Here is a 16,411-nt window from a genome sequence, read left to right on the forward strand (position 1 = left end):
TATTTAAGAATTAGACAAGCTCTAGCTCCATAGGATGAATAGAAGGAGTGATTGCATTTGCAAAATCCAAGTTACCGAGGAAGTTATAAGCCTTTCGTTTCACCACGAGATCCATGTCCCCCTATTACCATAAAGTATTTTGTGTTACCACCACAAATTTTCACTAACTTCCAACAACCAGGTCTACCTCAAAATTCTCCAGAGGAAGCACTAATGCAAGGTTCTCTTTGGCCCAAATTTGTGGATGGCTTTTCCCGAGAGGAAGGAATTTCATGAATGTTTTTGATGAAAGAATGAGACTGTTAAAAACAGTACAACAAATGGATTTCGTTGTGGTTGAATGGACATTATACACGGATACACATCCTAATGATGAAGATGCTTTAGAAAAATGGAGAGAAGCTATTAAAAATGCTGCAGTCGCACGCAAACAATACGAAAATAAGTTTGGTCCATTATCACTTAAATCCATCCCCTCAAGGCAAGCGCTTGAATTAGGTTGGCGTTGGAACCAAGATCCTTGGCCATGGCAATTATGAGAGAGGAGAAATTAGATGTGGGTTTATGAAAAAAAGTTACTTTATCCAGTTGAGGTAACCACTTGCAATCCGATGCTCGCTAGATATCTGATGGAACAATATGGAGGTGCTGATGGAGAACTAGCGGCTGCTCTTAGATATATGAATCAGCGTTATACCGTTCCGGATAAAGTAATCGGACTCCTTACAGATATTTCCACCGAAGAATTCTCACATCTTGAAATGCTTGCTACGATGATTTATAAATTGACAAAGGATGCTACCCCTGAACAATTAGAAAAAGCTGGTTTAGGTGCACATTTCGTTAATCACGGACACTCCCTATTTTATGAGAATGCTGGGGGTGTTCCTTTTACAGCTACGTATATTCAATCTAAAGGAGACCCTATTGCAGATTTATATGAGGATATTGCTGCAGAAGAAAAAGCACGTGCCACCTATCAATGGTTAATCGATATATCAGATGATCCCGGTATCAATGATGCTTTACGTTTCTTAAGAGAACGAGAAAATATTCATTCACTTCGTTTTCGTGAGGCAGTTGAATTACTAAAAGATGAAAGGGATAGAAAGAAAGTCTTCTAAAAAAAAACCGCATGGTCCTCTTAGAATTATTCTAAAAGACCATGCGGTTATATTATTTTTTATCTTTTTCAAATAGGACAATCAATGCAGGTAATAGAATACCGCGTATTAAGAATGTGTCCAAAATAATTCCTACAGCTACGATAAATCCAAAAACGAATAACAGTTGGATTGGCTGCGTCATCAATACAGCAAACGTTGCTGCAAGTAGTATCCCTGCAGATGAAATAACTCCACCTGTGTGAGATACTGCAATTTCTACAGCCTTTTTCACAGGATGTTTTTCTCGTTCTTCCAAATACCTAGAAATAAGAATAATATTATAATCGATTCCTAGTGCTACTAAGAACACGAACGAATACAACGGAACACGATTACTAATCGTATCGATATCGAAGAATAAATTCGATAAGAACATACCTAGACCAAGTGCTGCCAGGAACGACAATAGAATAGTTCCCATCATGTATATTGGCATTTTGACAGATTTCGTTAACACGATTAATAAAATAAAGATTAATATTGTTTCCAGTACAACGATAAGGATTAGATCGCGACTATTTACTGAACGATCATCTACTTGTGAAGCTGTTTCACCTGCAAAGTATAAATCACCCTCAGCATTGCTATCTTTAACAATACTTTCCTCATCCTCTATCATTTTTTCAAGAGCATCCATCGACTCTGTTGAATATGGACTTTCCTCAAATGTTAATTGGAATTGTGCTGCAAGTCCATCTTCTGAAATCCCCGTACCTCTAACAGTACTAACTAAATCTTGCTGTAATAACTGCTCGATTAGACTAGCTTGTGTTTCTTCCGTAATTTCACTTTCAGATTCAAATAATACCGTTGTAGGAGCTAAATCCCCTTTTGCAAATTCATTCTCTATAATTTCATACCCTTCCCGGGATGGCATATCATCAGGGAAAGATTTCATCGTATCAAATTCATAATTTAAATTGAACAGATTTAATGCCGAAACGATTAAAATAACTAATATAGAAACGGCAGCAACTATAGGTTTATGGACAACAAATGATGCAATTTTGCTCCATAGAGAGTTTGCTTTTACTTCTGTCTCCCCGTACTTTGGAATACGTGGCCAAAATGATTTTCGGCCGAAAAGTGTAAATAATGCTGGGATTAATGTGACAGCGGCAAGCATAATAACAAGCATTGTTGTTCCAAAAATTGGTGCGAAATTACGATAATCTCCGAATGATGCAAAGAATAATACTAGCATTGCAGCTAAAACTGTACCACCTGCAAAAAATACAGGAATTCCTGTCTCACGCATTGCGTACTTCATAGCGTCAAATTTAGTCTCATAATTCTTTAACTCTTCTCTGTAACGAGAAAATACAAACAATGAATAATCAATTGTTGCCGCAAACAATAAGATGGACATGATTGATAATGACTGACTTGCTAAATCTAATCCGTTAGCTCCTAGAATCCCAAGCAACTGGTTTACTACTTGATACACAATACCTGCTGCTAAAAGCGGAATTAGTGCTAATAATGGAGAACGATAGATGACAATTAAAAGAATTAAAATAATGCCTACTGTCGATAATATTAAAACAAGATCAGCACGTTCAAATAGATTTGTGGTATCTACAGCAATTCCAGCTGGTCCAGTCATATATACTGTCGAACCGGTTTCCTCGGTCACAATTTCACTCACCTGATCCAGGCTTTCTTCTAATTCAGAGGTTTCCAAAGAAGTGATAAAACTTAGTGGAATAACAGATGTTTTCTTATCTGCTGAGAAAAATCCTGCGAGTGCTTGAGGTGGCAAACTACTTAAAGGAATCATTTCCTTCAAACCGTTTATATTTGCAGCGGCAACCTTATCTAAAGCTGCTACAAGAACTTCCATGTCTATTTCCTCTTTAGACTGTAGAACTAAAATTCCCGGTAAACTTTCTGCATCTTTAAAATGCTCGTCAATATTTTCCTGTGCAATAACCGACTTGGCATCCTCAGGTAATGAGGCTACACTAGAAACTTTATGATCGCCTGCACCTGGTGCAACTATTGTAAGAACTACAGTAATTGCTATCCAAATACCTAAAGTAATCCACATACCTTTTCGAGTTGCAATAAAATCAGTTACTCTACCTAGTACCTTTTTCAATAAGTCCACTTCTTTCTTTTTAAATTTAAGTGACATCAGTGTCACTTTGGATAAAAAAACATACCTGTCATTTACATTATGTGTAAAAGTGACTTGTATGTCAATCAATCGCGCTGAAACATACCTTCACTTAAAATCTCTTTAATAGAAGCTACCCATTCGTCACGTGGTATACCAAAATGATTGGGAATAGCAATAGTTTGAAATATCATTCCCAGAATTATAGCATCCGATAGATGTCTCTTAATCACCTGCTCATTCTTCCCTTGCTCAATTAAACCTTGAAACTGTTTATACATATCCCTGTAGTATCCAGTTAACTGTGCCTGACTGGATGAAATGACTTGATTGGGAGATTTTTTAGGGATTTGGGTAATAATCTCCAGTATTTGATGAATTTCACTATGCTTAAAAATAAAATCAATAACTATAGAAAACTGTGTTTGGAAATCCCCATTTTTATCAAGTTCATTAAATTCTTGAAGAAATCGATTCATTTCATACATGAGAAACTCTAAGATTAATTCATCTTTGTTTTCATAATATTTATATATACTTCCACGAGAAACTTCCATCATCGAAGCTAGCTTACTAAATGTGAAAGCATCGTAACCATCCCCAATTAGCAATAACTTCGTTGCTTTAAATAACTCTTCATCAGTAAACTTACGTTCACGCGCCACATAACTCACCTCACTACACAAATAGTATAGTACATAGATGTACAAATTTAAACCATACTTACCTTAGTGAACTAAATTTATCTTTTTATTAACTCAGAGTTAAAAATATTTAAAGAACAGTGTGAAATCGAGTTAATTGACAATTTTTGACCACTATACTATCTTGAATGCGAGATGTTTTTATCTCGCATTCAAAGTATTTTATTTAAAAAGGGAGTGTTTTTAATGGGTAAATTTGAAAATAAGGTAATAATCGTAACAGGTGCAGCAGGTGGAATTGGAAAAGTAACGGCTAAAAAATTTGCTGATGAGGGAGCAAAACTTGCTCTTGTCGATTTAAACTTAGAAGCTGTTCAACAAGTAATCGTTGATTTAGGCTTAGATGAAACTCGTGCAATTGCACTTCAAGCCAATGTGGCAAAAGAAGAGGAAGTCAAGGCTTATGTAGATGCCACAGTTCTTAAATTTGGTCAAATTGATGGTTTCTTTAATAACGCAGGTATTGAAGGTACAACTAAACAAATCGAAGACTATCCAATTGAAACATTTGATTTGGTTTACAATGTCAATATAAAAGGAGCCTTCCTAGGCTTGAAATATGTGTTACCAGTGTTGAAAAAACAAGGATTTGGTGCTGTCGTTAACACAGCAAGCGGAGCAGGACTAATGGCTTCTCCAGGTATGGTTGGTTATATCATGTCGAAACATGCATTGATTGGTATCACCCGTGTAGCAGCTCTTGAAGCAGCACCCTTCGGTATACGTGTAAATGCCGTTGCTCCGGGAATCATCAATACACGCATGATGCGTCAAATTGAAGAGAATACTCTACCTGGCCAAGGTGAAGCAGCTACAAAAGCATTCGCTTCAGCCGTTCCAATGGGACGCTACGGCGAAGCTGAAGAAGTTGCAAATGTGGTATCTTTCTTATTATCTGATGAGGCTTCCTATGTTACTCAATCCATCTACACAGTCGACGGTGGACAATTAAATCAATAAGACACATCCCTTAGATGGGAGTTCTAACACCTATTTGGTTTTTTCGTATTAATAATATAATCGGTACCAACCCTACATCTATAAAATATTATTAACCCCATACTAAAAGCGCCACCCTTTATTTTGAAAGGGTGGCGCTTTTATCATTAATAATTAGCAATTGTTGTGGCGATTTGATCGATTACTGGAATTGTACTTGACTTATTTTTTTCTGTTAACACCGTGAATATAAGTGTTTCACCACTTTTAGTTTTTGCATAGCCAGCGAGAGATTTTATGTTTTTTAGACTACCTGTTTTGGCCGTTACATTACCTCTAGCAGGGCTTGCTTTTAATCTGTTTTTAAGCGTACCACCAATTAATCTATCGGAAGATCCCGCCACTGGTAGACTTTTACTATAGATAGGATACCAAGGCTCCAAGCGTACTAAGTACAAAAGTTTCGAAAGTTGGCTAGAAGTAACTTTATTGGAATAGGACATTCCGGAGGCATCTTCAAAAGTCCATTTGGAAGCATCCAGCCCAATCGATAATGCGTATTCATTCATAACAAGAAGGCCTGCCTTCCAGCTTCCTTCATCATGTATTACTTTTCCCATTTCCTTTGCCAATACTTCTGCATGTGTGTTATTACTTAGTTTCATAAATGGAATCATTAAATCCTTTAGTTCCATGGATTTCCTTGAAGCAAGAGCTTTTGCATTTACTGGCACTTTACCCTGCACAACTTTTGAAGCAGCAGTGAATGTAATACCTTTTTCTGCTAATGACTTTTTAAATACATCTAATGAGTAGGCTGTTGGATCCGTAACAGAAATCCATTCTTTTATACCGGAAGTTCCTAATGGAGAGTTTCCAGTAATAATTACTTTATTAGTTCCCACTTTACGAGTTACCTTTAATGTGTTTTTATATCCTTTAGGTACTGTTTTGGAGTTATTGACTACTTGTAAAACACCTGTTGCAGGTGTTAATGTAATACTTGTTGCTCTACCATTCTTACTTGGTTTTGCTGTAACAATAACCGATCCTGCATCATAATCCCCGTTTGGCGAAAGCGTTAACGCCGAGATAGGTGCAGCATAGTAATATGGCTCGTCCTCAGCTAAAATACCTGCAGAAAGTCGAACTTTGTCATACCAAGTATCATCTCCGACTAAATTCCCATTAACCTTTTTGATACCTTGTCTTGCCAATGTTGCTGCAAAATTATCTAAATGTGTTTTTAATAATGTTGGATCCCCTTGACCTTTTAAATAGAGATTTCCTTTTAATATACCCTTTTCTACTTTACCTTCCGTCAAAACCGTCGTAGAGAAACGATACTTCTCACCAAGTGTTTCCAGTGCAGCTGCCCCAGTTAATAATTTCATTGTGGAAGCAGGAGTAATCCTTTTGTCTCCGTAATGTTCATACACAATTTCTCCAGTAGCAGCATTCCTTACCGTGACACTTGTAGAGGCACTTTTCATGCGATTATCAGCCATAATAGTATTGAGTTTAGTTTTTAAACTACTATACGAAGTAGCTGCCTCAACGGTATTATTTTCACTTGTAGAAATAAAAACAGATCCACTAATCATCACAATTGATACAACAGAAACTAATAGCTTTCTCCAAATCCTCACTCTATTCCTCCTAATTCGTCATTTAGTTACTGTTAGTTTAACACGTAATTGTCAGATAATAAGGAACTTTTTTAATCCTTACAAGAAAGTGGACCATTTACCTAGTAGACATTACTACAAATTAATTTTATACTTACCTTAGCTACTTTGCAAAGCAAGGTAGCATTTCTTTATACAACTACTTTGTTATGCAAGTTAGTGGAAGGGAGAAAAAAATGTCCATTAGAAGTCAACTACTCAAAGGAATACTTGATGGCTGTGTACTTGCCGTTATCGAAAAAGAACCAGTCTACGGTTATGAACTTTCTAAAAAACTCCAAAAAGTCGGTTTAGAGGATGTAAGCGAAGGCACGATTTACCCTGTTTTATTAAGACTTCAAAAAAACAAGCTTATTGTTGGTGAAATGAGACCTTCTGAATCTGGACCCAATCGCAAATATTATTCATTGACTTCAGCCGGACAAGAAACTCTTGAAACAATTTCTATAGAATGGAACCAATTATCAGTACCTATTAATGCTCTATTATCGAAAGGGGATGAACCATTTGAAAGCACGTGAGTTAATCGAACAAAATAACAAAAAAAGAGCACTATTGACGGAGGAAAACGAGAAATATTACACGAACTTATTACTTTATATTCGAACGAAGCTAACCTTATCAGAGCAACAATCAGAGGAAGTTTTGATGGAGATGTTAGATCATCTTACGGAAGGTCAACAAGATGGTAAAACAGCGCAAGAAATCTTTGGCAATGATCCTAAGGGTTATGCAGATGAGATTATTAGTCATTTACCGCGTGAAAATAAACGCAAGAGCTTCATATTCGTAAGTGAAATAGCTATAAACTTGGTTGGATGGTTTTTAATAATGAGAAGCATAATTATTCCTATAATTGGTACTAAAGCTTCTGAAGAAGTATATATCATCTCTTCCCTACTTCTCATCCTATTGATAATGGTTATGACAGCTTTAGGAGTAAAAATGATATTCGGTTTAATAAGTCAAAGATCTTTTGATGAAAATGCTACTGATAAAAAGATGATGATTAGGGCTGGTTTATATGGGGCAGGAGGATTCTTAGTTATTTTGATCATCAGTTTTTTTGTAAAAGAGATAGGTCCATCCTTTATATTACCGTGGCAGTCTTCACTTGGTATAGGCGCTATATTGTTACTGACTTCATGGATCATGAAGAAATCTAGAATTTAAGTAACATAGACAGATGGAGAAATTACTCCCTCTCCATCTGCACTCAATATTTAGTCAATGGGTGATATAGCATTCGTTTTATTTATATAAATAAAAGCATCGTATCTGCTCCCAATTCTAGAAGGAACGTAATTTCCATAGGCTTCGAAGTCTGGATTATAGACGACACCAATAGCCCGATGCCCCACCCAATCATTAAAGAATGTTCGATTCACCTCGTCAAAAATCAGAAGCTTATCAGAAGCTTCTACACCATGCAGCATATCTTCCCAGGAATCTTTTCTTGCTGGAGGCACAATCATTCTCTTAGGAGTAGTTCCCCACTCATCTGCCGCAATAACCTCGCCACTATGAGTACCAAATCCAACCGAAAACACATTTTCACGCTTGTTCTGCATACGAAGAATTTCTCCTACGTTTGTCAGACCTTCTTTTTTCATATCTGTTGCCGATGCATCTCCAATATGAGTATTATGTGCCCAAATTATTATTTTCGAATCTTTCCCATGATAATCCATTATTTCGTTAATCGCTTCGACCATATGCTCATCACGAACATTCCATGAAAGTTCATCACTGCGAATCATCGCTCTGTAATATTCTTCTGCATTTTGCGCTACTAATGCATTTATCTTTAAATTTAAATGTGCTTCTTCCTTATCTTCATACTGCTTTTCATTTGTGCGAATAGATGAAACTAACTTCGTTACTTCCTCCACACAAGCATCCGAGATGTGAATAGAGGAAAATGCATACGTTTCGGGATGACGGTTAAAAGGCTCAAAACAGGATATTGCTTTTTTTGCAAAAGCCATATCAGTTCCCTCCGGATTTGTTTTCCGCAAATAGTTTATCACTTCATCTAAAGATTCCCATAAACTATACACATCAATTCCGTAGAATCCTATTTTCCTGTTATCTTTTAGTTGCTTATTATGTTTTTCTAACCACATAATTAATTCCGAAATCTCTTCATTTGCCCACATCCAAGTAGGCCAGCGTTCGAATACATTTAGTACATTTTGTTTGTTGAGGTCTGTATCGTATCCTTTTATAAATCTATTTACTCGCTGAGTAGATGGCCAATCTCCTTCTACCGAAATTAGAGTAAATCCCTTTTCTTCAATCAGTCGCTTTGTTAACTCTGCTCGAACTTTATAAAATTCTGAAGTTCCATGACTAGCTTCTCCGAGTAATACAACTCTAGACTCTCCTATAGCTGTTAAAAGAGGAGTGAAATCCCCTGAAGTATTAAATGGCAATGCAAACTTTTTAATAGCTTCTGTATGTGATGTTATCGTAAACACTCCTTTTCATAGAAGTTTGCGTTACGCCAGTATCCTTTATACTGATAAAAAGTTATTGCAAAAGATAAAAAACAACTAGTATTTAGAAGTGGATATGGTATGATAAGAAAAATTAAAAAGCTATGAAGAGAAGAGTAGGTAATCGAATATCTTCAAAGAGAGCCCTAGTAGCTGTGAATGGGTAAGAATGAAGTTACCGAAACAAGCCTCTGAGCTTCACATAGGACTTGTACAGAACAAGGTATTATGTGACAGTTGCTCCTGTTATCGAGCTAGAGTATAAGCATGTATACATGCCGTACTTGAAAAGGTCACTAATGGCGACATTAGGGCAAACTAGGGTGGTACCACGACATATTAATCTCGTCCCTAAGACAACAGTCTTGGGGGTGGGGTTTTTTTATTGACCAAATTTAAATATGTCGGAGGTTTTAAAATGTACTCATTTAAATGGAAGTTCCCAATTTTATATTTGAGTTCCGTTGGAGTTGCCAATATTGGAGGATGGATATACCTATTAGCAATTAACTTAATGGTATTAGAAATAACAGGATCTGCTTTAGCAGTTGCCACTTTATATATTATCAAACCTATCACACAGTTGTTAGTAGGACCTTGGGCTGGAAGTATAATTGACCGTGTTTCTACTAAACATATTATGGTCTACTTGGACCTATTTAGAGCAATATTAATCTTCTTCATCCCTTTTTCTAATTCCGTCTTCATTATTTTTACACTAGTGTTTTTCATACAAATGGCTGGTGCAATTTTTGAGCCAGCCTCCTTCACTTATATGACGCTTTTACTACCTGAAAGTATAAGACATCGATTTAATGCAATCCTTAGCTTTGTCCATTCTGGTGCATTTGTAACTGGTCCATTAATTGCGGGGATTTTATTTATGATTGGTTCCCTCAAGGAGGCATTATTTGTAAATGTCTTTATTTTTCTATTATGTGCCGCTCTTGCACTTCTTTTGCCTAAGCAAATGTCTTCAGCTTCTCATGAAAATTCAAGAATTACTTGGTTAAATATCCGAAATGACTGGAGTTTAGTTGTACGTTTTAGTAAAAAGGCTATCCCATTTTTCGTCTTATATATGATGTTTCAAATGGTAATGCTACTTACTGCAGCATTAGATTCCATGGAAGTAACATTTGCCAAGAAGATTCTCAATCTCTCCAATACTGCCTATGGTTCCCTTGTCACTATCGCTGGTATCGGATTTTTAACAGGTGCAATCTGCACTAATGTGCTAGTAAGATTCTTTCCCGCTAAACTGTTAATGAGTATAGGAACACTATTTGTCTCCATTGGTTATATAATCTACAGTTTTTCTACAACCTATTTGTTAGCTAGCATCGGATTTTTTGTACTTTCATTTTTTCTATCTATTTCTAATACGGGATTTATGACATACATTCAATCGAATATCCCTACCGATATGATGGGAAGAATCTCAAGTATTTATGAGATGCTTGCGAGTTTTATACAAGTCATCACTATTCTTTTAGTAGGATTAGCCTCTCAGTGGTTTTCTGTAAAAGAGGTTGTGATAGGATGTTCTACTCTAATGTTTACTACAGCTCTTTACTTAACCTTACTTTCAGCTAGTAAAGTTAGGAGTAAATTAGCCTAATAGTATTCAACTTTTTGGTCTTTACAAAATTCATTTGAATATCTTTATAAGAATAGACCTTAAAAGTTTTTTAGTAACCTTAAACCGTGGTACGATTGGACAATAAATGTGTGAAGGACCAGGTGACGTTAACAAATGAAGAATAAAATTCAACATCTTACAAAAAGACAATGGATTATTTGGGGCGCCTTGCTATTAGTTTCAGTTTTCGTCTTATTAAACAAAGATATTGTGACGTCCTTATTACAAGGAGATATAGATGAGGTCCAACTCTTTCTAGAAAGAAATATCGGCTATGCACTATTTTTTATGGCACTAGTCATGATCATACAAAATTCATTTACTATATTTCCACTTATTCTCGTGATTACGATCAATATCACATTGTTCGGATTTATAAATGGCTTTTTGTGGAGTTGGTTTACGAGTATTATTGCATCCGTTATTGTGTTATATGGGGTTCGCTATGTTTTCCAAGAAATTATTATCGAGAAGTTCAACAAAGGTTTAATAGATAAGGTAGATGCAAATGGTTTTGCCTACGTACTTCAAGGTAGGCTCTTTCCATTTATCCCAACTAGTCTTATAAATATTTTGTCTGGACTAAGTACAATTCGTGTAATACCTTTCACAATAGCTACTGCAATTGGGAACTTCTTATATTTCTTTGTTCTTGCATTGATTCCCGCTGGAATACTTTCATCGGATGTAGATGAGTATGTCATTTTCGGTGTTATTTTTGCGACTATCCTTATTTATTATTTAGTGAAATATTTGAAACACCATAAAAAGAAAGAGAAAGAAAAAACGGAGCCGGCAGAATAAGTTATAAGTTGTAGGAGTGATTTTTTGAAAGTAGCTATTTTAACGGATATACATGGAAATGAACTTGCATTACGAGCAGTATTAAACGAACTAGATACTAAAACAGATGTGCAGGAAATATGGTGTCTGGGGGATATGATTGCTATGGGACCAGATACGAACGAAGTTCTAAATATACTATTTGACCGCTCCGATGTTCGAATGATTACCGGAAATCATGATGAAGCAATACTATCCCTTATTTCAGGGGAGGGACATCCCGAGAGCTACAAGCATACACGTGAACATCATGAGTGGATTGCAAATCAACTATCCCATCAAAATGTCCAACGACTAGAGCAACTCCCACGAGTTATAACGAAAGAAGTTAATGGTACACGGCTTTTGGGAATTCACTATCATATCGAGCCACATCTCTTAGAAGCTCATATAAGAGAAGAGCCTTTTCATCCTATTTTAAAACCTACATTAGAAAATACGTGGAGTATGTTCAGTGAATACCCGGCGGATATCATTTGCTTTGGGCATAATCATCCCGAGCATTTATTCCAAATGGACAACAAGATAATGCTGAATCCAGGAGCTCTTGGAGTGTCTAAAGGAAATACCGCACCATATGCAGTATTAGAATTTACTTCAAGCAAACCAATTGTAACCATCCGTCACGTCACTTATGACAAAGAAGCTTTTCTACAAAAGTTTGAAACACTTCAAGTACCACAAAGAGAAATACTGTTTAAGCTTTTTTATATTTGATGTATCCAAATCTCTCCCAAGTACTACACTTTGGAGAGATTTTTTACTTACTCTCTGTCATATACTTACACTACTGATTTCTTTACTTGTATTCACTTGCGTAACGAAATTTGTTAGCTAAATACGATCAATTGATTTTCCATTAGGATTTTTTTAGCCTCTACCTATACCCCCCTTATTAAGATCCCAATATATTTTAACGTTTCTTTTGTCCTTGCACCTTGAATAATGCTTTGTGAAAATTGACAAGACTATTCCCTATAATTCCACCTATAATAGCACCAGTCCCTCCTGTCCCAATAGCAGATAAAATAAATACAACGAGTGGTGGGTTATTCCCTGTTGCGATTAATATATAAATAGCAAATAATATACCGAAAATGCAAAAGAGAATGATCCAAATATAATGGTGTATTGTTAAAGACACCATTGATTCCTTACCCATATAAAATCCCCTTCCATTAAATTAAATGAAAAAGGACAGAAAATGGAACTCTCTGTCCTTCTTTCATCTAAAATCACTCACTGCACTATTTTTACTTAAAAAGGCAGCAGTTAATCTCCTACATCAACTAGTTCTTCGAGAATATAAACAGTCAAATAACGTTACACTATATATCCACCAACAACATTTTCGGAGAATATCCCTTTAAGTAAATACTCTCCATCTGCTCCCAAAACTAAACCTCTAACTACGTGAATATTAGAGATTTCCACCACTATGCAACATTGTACAACCTTTACTTTTACTGACAGCTTCGGGATTTTGCAGGCTAAAGAAGATTCCTAGGAACATTTGTTTTGGACAAAGGCTAAATAACCCCTTCTTGAGCAATAATATTTTTGGATTTTCAAGCTATAACATAAAAAGGACATCCATCTGGATATCCTTTTTGTCTATAATCATTTATAAAATTCTGTCGGTATCGCACCAATATTTCTGCGGTGGTACAGTAAAGGCTCTTTTGCTGCATTTTGAATATGAAGAACCTCGCCTATCATAATTGTATGGTCACCAGCTTCTACTTTGTTAAATACTTTACATTCTAGTGTTGCTAACGAGTTAGAAAGCACGGGCAAATTCAATTCTGATTTGTTCCATTCACACTCTGCAAATCTATCCTCCACTTTACTAGCAAATAAATTACATATATCTCCTTGGTCAGCAGCTAGAATATTTACCGTAAACTTATCTACTTTTAAAAACTCTTCATATGAGTATACTCGCTTATCAATAGACCATAATATTAATAATGGATCTAACGAAACTGAGGCAAAAGAATTTACAGTCAATCCCATTGGCTTCCCATTACTATTAAAAGCTGTCACTACTGTAACTCCTGTAGGATAATTTCCCATTGCTGCTTTAAAGCTAGCTACTTGATCTATTTTATTGTCCATCTTATAACATCCATTCTCTTTTTCTTTTAAGCATATCAAAACCATACATTTCTTTCACACATTTGGATTCATTCTAAGCTATTTTGTTTAAACTCCCTATTATCGGGTAAATATATACTAGAACACATTACTAATAAAAATGGAGGAATTATACATGACAGTCAAACTAACAGTTGAAAATGCAGTTCAAGCAAAACAAGAAATTGAAAAACTTGAAACACAAGGATACGTTCGAGACAATATTCATATTTTCGCCCATTTTAAAGAAAGAGCCGACGATATCAATGATGCGTTAGACACTTCGGATGTTGGGATGAAAGAACAAGGCTTTTTACAATCATTTAAAAACATGTTCACTTCTCGTGGAGACGAGCTTCGTAACAAAATGGAAGCTGCCGGTATTTCTAAACAAGAAGCAGAAGCAGCTGAAAAAGAATTAGATGAAGGTAAACTAGTAATCATTGCTCATAATTAAATAATCGAAGTATATCCCATTCCTTCATAGGAATGGGTTTTTTAATTATTTTATTCACTAATTGGCGTTCTGGTGATGAACACTTGTAAATGGATCAAGCGATATATGCCGTTAATGTATTATGTATCGAATTCATGACTTAAGCTTCAGACTTTCCAATTGACTAATAGAGCAAATATTTTTTCTTACCCAAAGCATGTCGTGCATTTTCAATGAAATTCATAAAGCTTCACTGTAATATCCTTCGGTTTACTCTTCCCTTTTAAAAGACCTCTCATGCTGAAGTAACCAATCTTTTCTCCACAAACCACCTGCATAGCCTGTTAGTCTTCCATTTGATCCGATAATTCGATGGCATGGAATGATAATACTTAATCTATTTTTACCATTGGCGGTTCCTACTGCTCTAACAGCTTTTTCATTTTTAATGGCAGTGGCAATATCTTTATAGGACCCGGTTTCAGCGTATGGAATAGTTGTCAAAGCGTTCCATACCTTTTTTTGAAATTCTGTACCCTCAAAGTTATAAGGAAATGAAAATACATGACGCTCACCCTTAAAGTATTCGTCCAGTTGAATAGAACAATCCACTAAAACCTGTGGGGTTTCAGAGTTTACTGTATTACTCACTTCATCGCCCTCAATAAACATAATAGAACTAACTACTTCCTCTGTTCCCACTATTTCTACTATGCCAATTGGAGATTTGTAATCTAATTTATTCATATAAAGACCTCCATAGATAAAAGGTGGCATACGCTTGCCAACCTTGCCAATTTGTTGCTATGTCTTTAATTTCCTCTATTGTCGGTTTACGATTAAGCCCTAATGGAACCTTTAAAGCATTATGAAGTCCGACATCTGCTATCGGAAAGGCAGATGATTGATGTAAGCATTTCATCAGCGCATAATCCGCTGTCCATGGTCCTACTCCCCTTATCCCCAGTAACGACTTTTTTGCTTGCTCATACGTTGGTTCTTGCAGCAACATTTCTTTTGTTAATTCCCCATTTGTCATAGCTTTTGCAACTCCAATTACATATTCAGCCTTCCGAACAGTAAATTGTAGTGTTATTAACTCCTCTACGCTTAGAGTCGCAATTCTTTCATATGTTGGATATAGCCAAAAAGTATTCCCTTCAAAGGTAAGGCACTCCCCAAAGTGTTCAACAAAACGTTGCTTTAATTTGTACGCAAAGGTCAAATTTATTTGCTGCCCCATTATTGCCCAAGTCAACGCCTCAAATAAGTCTGGTATACATATCATCCGTAACCCGTAATATCTCTTGTGAATTTGTTGTAATATCTTGTCTTGTTTAGCTACCTCATAAAAAAGGCTCAAGTCTTGATCCAAATCAAACCATTCCCAAATATACGATGCTATTTCTTCATGACTGGTGATAGACAATGGTTGTGAGGGAAAATCTACATGAATTACATGTTGAGCGAACCCGATTCTACACAAGATTAATTCTCCATTTACTTTAATCAGCTTATATAGTAACTCATCTCTAATTTGATGTAACACTTCTTCTTGGGACCTACCCAAGAACACTAGGCATTCATCAAAATTGAATTCCTTCGGTGGATATATCTCAATAAACGTTCCGTGATTGCTCCATTGCATTACAGTAGCTCCTTTTTCGCAGGAATTCGATATTCACTTGGTGAACAATTCATCAAACGACGAAACGCTTTATAAAAACTTGAAGGACTTTGAAATCCAACTTTATAGCAAATCTCAAGATTTGATAGATTTGCACTGCAAAGAAGATAGGCTGCTTTATCAATTCTTATTTTCTCCAAGTAAGTACGCGGAGTTTCTAACGTTTCCTGCTTAAACAAACGCTCCAGATAAAAAGGACTAACACCGACGCTATTGGCAATGTCCTGTAATACCAACTTTTCTTTATAATGATTAATTAAAAAGGTGGTTACATTTCTGACTAGTTCAGTACGCGGGGAATGGTCAACTTCTGGCTGACATCTTTTACAAGCACGAAAACCAGCATGTTCAACTTTATTGATGTCATAATAGAAATCTACATTTATTTTTTTCGGCTTTCTAGATTTGCACGATGGCCGACAGTATATTTTAGTGGTTTTTACTGCCGTAAAAAATAATCCATCATACTTTTGATCGCAAGCCATGACCTTATCCCACATTTCATCAAAAGAAAGATTAAGTATATCCTCCATTGAATTCCACACCTTTCTAG

Annotated in this window: 18 protein-coding genes and 1 other annotated feature; of the genes, 9 read left to right on the forward strand and 9 right to left on the reverse strand. The window is 35.9% G+C overall.

Annotation, left to right across the window (positions count from 1 at the left end; translation table 11 throughout):
* Positions 1–272: 272 nt before the first annotated feature.
* Both BM260_RS05705 and BM260_RS05710 read left to right on the forward strand, forming a co-directional pair.
* A complete protein-coding gene (locus BM260_RS05705; RefSeq protein ID WP_093535985.1) occupies positions 273–539 on the forward strand; it encodes a spore coat protein CotJB in 267 nt (88 codons plus the stop codon).
* 15 nt (positions 540–554) lie between these two features.
* On the forward strand, positions 555–1,124 hold the full coding sequence (locus BM260_RS05710; protein ID WP_093535987.1) for a manganese catalase family protein: 570 nt from the start codon (positions 555–557) through the stop codon (positions 1,122–1,124).
* A gap of 52 nt (positions 1,125–1,176) precedes the next feature.
* Here BM260_RS05710 and BM260_RS05715 read toward each other — a convergent pair whose 3' ends face one another.
* Complete coding sequence (locus tag BM260_RS05715; protein WP_245762643.1) at positions 1,177–3,303, reverse strand: MMPL family transporter; 2,127 nt, start codon at positions 3,301–3,303, stop codon at positions 1,177–1,179.
* Positions 3,304–3,371: 68 nt separating this feature from the next.
* Positions 3,372–3,950 (reverse strand): TetR/AcrR family transcriptional regulator, encoded by a 579-nt coding sequence (locus BM260_RS05720; protein WP_175496210.1) that lies wholly within the window; start codon positions 3,948–3,950, stop codon positions 3,372–3,374.
* Between the two features lie 225 nt (positions 3,951–4,175).
* Between BM260_RS05720 and BM260_RS05725 the strand changes: the two genes are divergently transcribed.
* Positions 4,176–4,949 (forward strand): SDR family NAD(P)-dependent oxidoreductase, encoded by a 774-nt coding sequence (locus BM260_RS05725; protein WP_093535991.1) that lies wholly within the window; start codon positions 4,176–4,178, stop codon positions 4,947–4,949.
* Between the two features lie 146 nt (positions 4,950–5,095).
* Here the strand turns inward: BM260_RS05725 and dacB are convergent, their stop codons facing one another.
* Positions 5,096–6,577 (reverse strand): D-alanyl-D-alanine carboxypeptidase/D-alanyl-D-alanine endopeptidase, encoded by a 1,482-nt coding sequence (gene dacB / locus BM260_RS05730; RefSeq protein WP_093535993.1) that lies wholly within the window; start codon positions 6,575–6,577, stop codon positions 5,096–5,098.
* Between the two features lie 215 nt (positions 6,578–6,792).
* Here dacB and BM260_RS05735 point away from each other — a divergent pair, with 215 nt between their 5' ends.
* Positions 6,793–7,137 (forward strand): PadR family transcriptional regulator, encoded by a 345-nt coding sequence (locus tag BM260_RS05735; RefSeq protein WP_093535995.1) that lies wholly within the window; start codon positions 6,793–6,795, stop codon positions 7,135–7,137.
* On the forward strand, positions 7,124–7,789 hold the full coding sequence (locus BM260_RS05740) for a DUF1129 family protein (protein WP_175496211.1): 666 nt from the start codon (positions 7,124–7,126) through the stop codon (positions 7,787–7,789). The genes BM260_RS05735 and BM260_RS05740 overlap by 14 nt, the downstream gene beginning before the upstream one ends.
* A gap of 50 nt (positions 7,790–7,839) precedes the next feature.
* Here BM260_RS05740 and BM260_RS05745 read toward each other — a convergent pair whose 3' ends face one another.
* Positions 7,840–9,087, reverse strand: coding sequence for an erythromycin esterase family protein (locus BM260_RS05745; protein WP_093536714.1), 1,248 nt, complete (start codon positions 9,085–9,087; stop codon positions 7,840–7,842).
* A gap of 122 nt (positions 9,088–9,209) precedes the next feature.
* Positions 9,210–9,470, forward strand: a binding site (T-box leader).
* Between the two features lie 62 nt (positions 9,471–9,532).
* On the opposite strand from BM260_RS05745, the gene BM260_RS05750 reads away from it, so the two are divergent.
* From BM260_RS05750 to BM260_RS05760, 3 genes are all read left to right on the forward strand, one after another.
* Positions 9,533–10,735, forward strand: a complete 1,203-nt coding sequence (locus BM260_RS05750) for an MFS transporter (RefSeq protein ID WP_093535999.1) — start codon at positions 9,533–9,535, stop codon at positions 10,733–10,735.
* 135 nt (positions 10,736–10,870) lie between these two features.
* Positions 10,871–11,560: a TVP38/TMEM64 family protein gene (locus tag BM260_RS05755; protein WP_093536001.1), complete on the forward strand. Its 690-nt coding sequence runs from the start codon at positions 10,871–10,873 to the stop codon at positions 11,558–11,560.
* Between the two features lie 24 nt (positions 11,561–11,584).
* Positions 11,585–12,316: a metallophosphoesterase family protein gene (locus BM260_RS05760; RefSeq protein WP_093536003.1), complete on the forward strand. Its 732-nt coding sequence runs from the start codon at positions 11,585–11,587 to the stop codon at positions 12,314–12,316.
* A 196-nt stretch (positions 12,317–12,512) separates the two neighbouring features.
* Here the strand turns inward: BM260_RS05760 and BM260_RS05765 are convergent, their stop codons facing one another.
* Both BM260_RS05765 and BM260_RS05770 read right to left on the reverse strand, forming a co-directional pair.
* Complete coding sequence (locus tag BM260_RS05765) at positions 12,513–12,761, reverse strand: hypothetical protein (RefSeq protein ID WP_093536005.1); 249 nt, start codon at positions 12,759–12,761, stop codon at positions 12,513–12,515.
* Positions 12,762–13,219: 458 nt separating this feature from the next.
* Positions 13,220–13,717, reverse strand: coding sequence for a flavin reductase family protein (locus BM260_RS05770; protein ID WP_093536007.1), 498 nt, complete (start codon positions 13,715–13,717; stop codon positions 13,220–13,222).
* A 154-nt stretch (positions 13,718–13,871) separates the two neighbouring features.
* On the opposite strand from BM260_RS05770, the gene BM260_RS05775 reads away from it, so the two are divergent.
* The gene (locus tag BM260_RS05775) at positions 13,872–14,192 is read left to right on the forward strand and encodes a general stress protein (RefSeq protein ID WP_093536009.1); all 321 of its coding nucleotides are present in this window, start codon (positions 13,872–13,874) and stop codon (positions 14,190–14,192) included.
* A gap of 249 nt (positions 14,193–14,441) precedes the next feature.
* Here BM260_RS05775 and BM260_RS05780 read toward each other — a convergent pair whose 3' ends face one another.
* The 3 genes from BM260_RS05780 to BM260_RS05790 are packed head-to-tail and all read right to left on the reverse strand — an operon-like array spanning position 14,442 to position 16,391.
* Positions 14,442–14,918: a methylated-DNA--[protein]-cysteine S-methyltransferase gene (locus BM260_RS05780; protein ID WP_093536011.1), complete on the reverse strand. Its 477-nt coding sequence runs from the start codon at positions 14,916–14,918 to the stop codon at positions 14,442–14,444.
* The gene (locus BM260_RS05785; RefSeq protein ID WP_093536013.1) at positions 14,911–15,819 is read right to left on the reverse strand and encodes a DNA-3-methyladenine glycosylase family protein; all 909 of its coding nucleotides are present in this window, start codon (positions 15,817–15,819) and stop codon (positions 14,911–14,913) included. Before BM260_RS05785 ends, BM260_RS05780 begins: the two co-directional genes overlap by 8 nt.
* A complete protein-coding gene (locus BM260_RS05790; RefSeq protein ID WP_093536015.1) occupies positions 15,819–16,391 on the reverse strand; it encodes a bifunctional transcriptional activator/DNA repair enzyme AdaA in 573 nt (190 codons plus the stop codon). The genes BM260_RS05785 and BM260_RS05790 overlap by 1 nt, the downstream gene beginning before the upstream one ends.
* Positions 16,392–16,411: the final 20 nt, after the last annotated feature.

Source organism: Psychrobacillus psychrotolerans (genome assembly GCF_900115805.1).
Lineage (GTDB): Bacteria > Bacillota > Bacilli > Bacillales_A > Planococcaceae > Psychrobacillus > Psychrobacillus psychrotolerans.

Excerpts from the sequence above, each read along its gene's own strand:
- BM260_RS05705 (WP_093535985.1), top strand. The coding sequence starts at position 273 with ATGAATGTTTTTGATGAAAGAATGAGACTGTTAAAAACAGTACAACAA.
- BM260_RS05710 (WP_093535987.1), top strand. The coding sequence starts at position 555 with ATGTGGGTTTATGAAAAAAAGTTACTTTATCCAGTTGAGGTAACCACT.
- BM260_RS05715 (WP_245762643.1), bottom strand. The coding sequence starts at position 3,303 with ATGTCACTTAAATTTAAAAAGAAAGAAGTGGACTTATTGAAAAAGGTA.
- BM260_RS05725 (WP_093535991.1), top strand. The coding sequence starts at position 4,176 with ATGGGTAAATTTGAAAATAAGGTAATAATCGTAACAGGTGCAGCAGGT.
- BM260_RS05735 (WP_093535995.1), top strand. The coding sequence starts at position 6,793 with ATGTCCATTAGAAGTCAACTACTCAAAGGAATACTTGATGGCTGTGTA.
- BM260_RS05750 (WP_093535999.1), top strand. The coding sequence starts at position 9,533 with ATGTACTCATTTAAATGGAAGTTCCCAATTTTATATTTGAGTTCCGTT.
- BM260_RS05755 (WP_093536001.1), top strand. The coding sequence starts at position 10,871 with ATGAAGAATAAAATTCAACATCTTACAAAAAGACAATGGATTATTTGG.
- BM260_RS05765 (WP_093536005.1), bottom strand. The coding sequence starts at position 12,761 with ATGGGTAAGGAATCAATGGTGTCTTTAACAATACACCATTATATTTGG.
- BM260_RS05770 (WP_093536007.1), bottom strand. The coding sequence starts at position 13,717 with ATGGACAATAAAATAGATCAAGTAGCTAGCTTTAAAGCAGCAATGGGA.
- BM260_RS05775 (WP_093536009.1), top strand. The coding sequence starts at position 13,872 with ATGACAGTCAAACTAACAGTTGAAAATGCAGTTCAAGCAAAACAAGAA.
- BM260_RS05780 (WP_093536011.1), bottom strand. The coding sequence starts at position 14,918 with ATGAATAAATTAGATTACAAATCTCCAATTGGCATAGTAGAAATAGTG.
- BM260_RS05785 (WP_093536013.1), bottom strand. The coding sequence starts at position 15,819 with ATGCAATGGAGCAATCACGGAACGTTTATTGAGATATATCCACCGAAG.
- BM260_RS05790 (WP_093536015.1), bottom strand. The coding sequence starts at position 16,391 with ATGGAGGATATACTTAATCTTTCTTTTGATGAAATGTGGGATAAGGTC.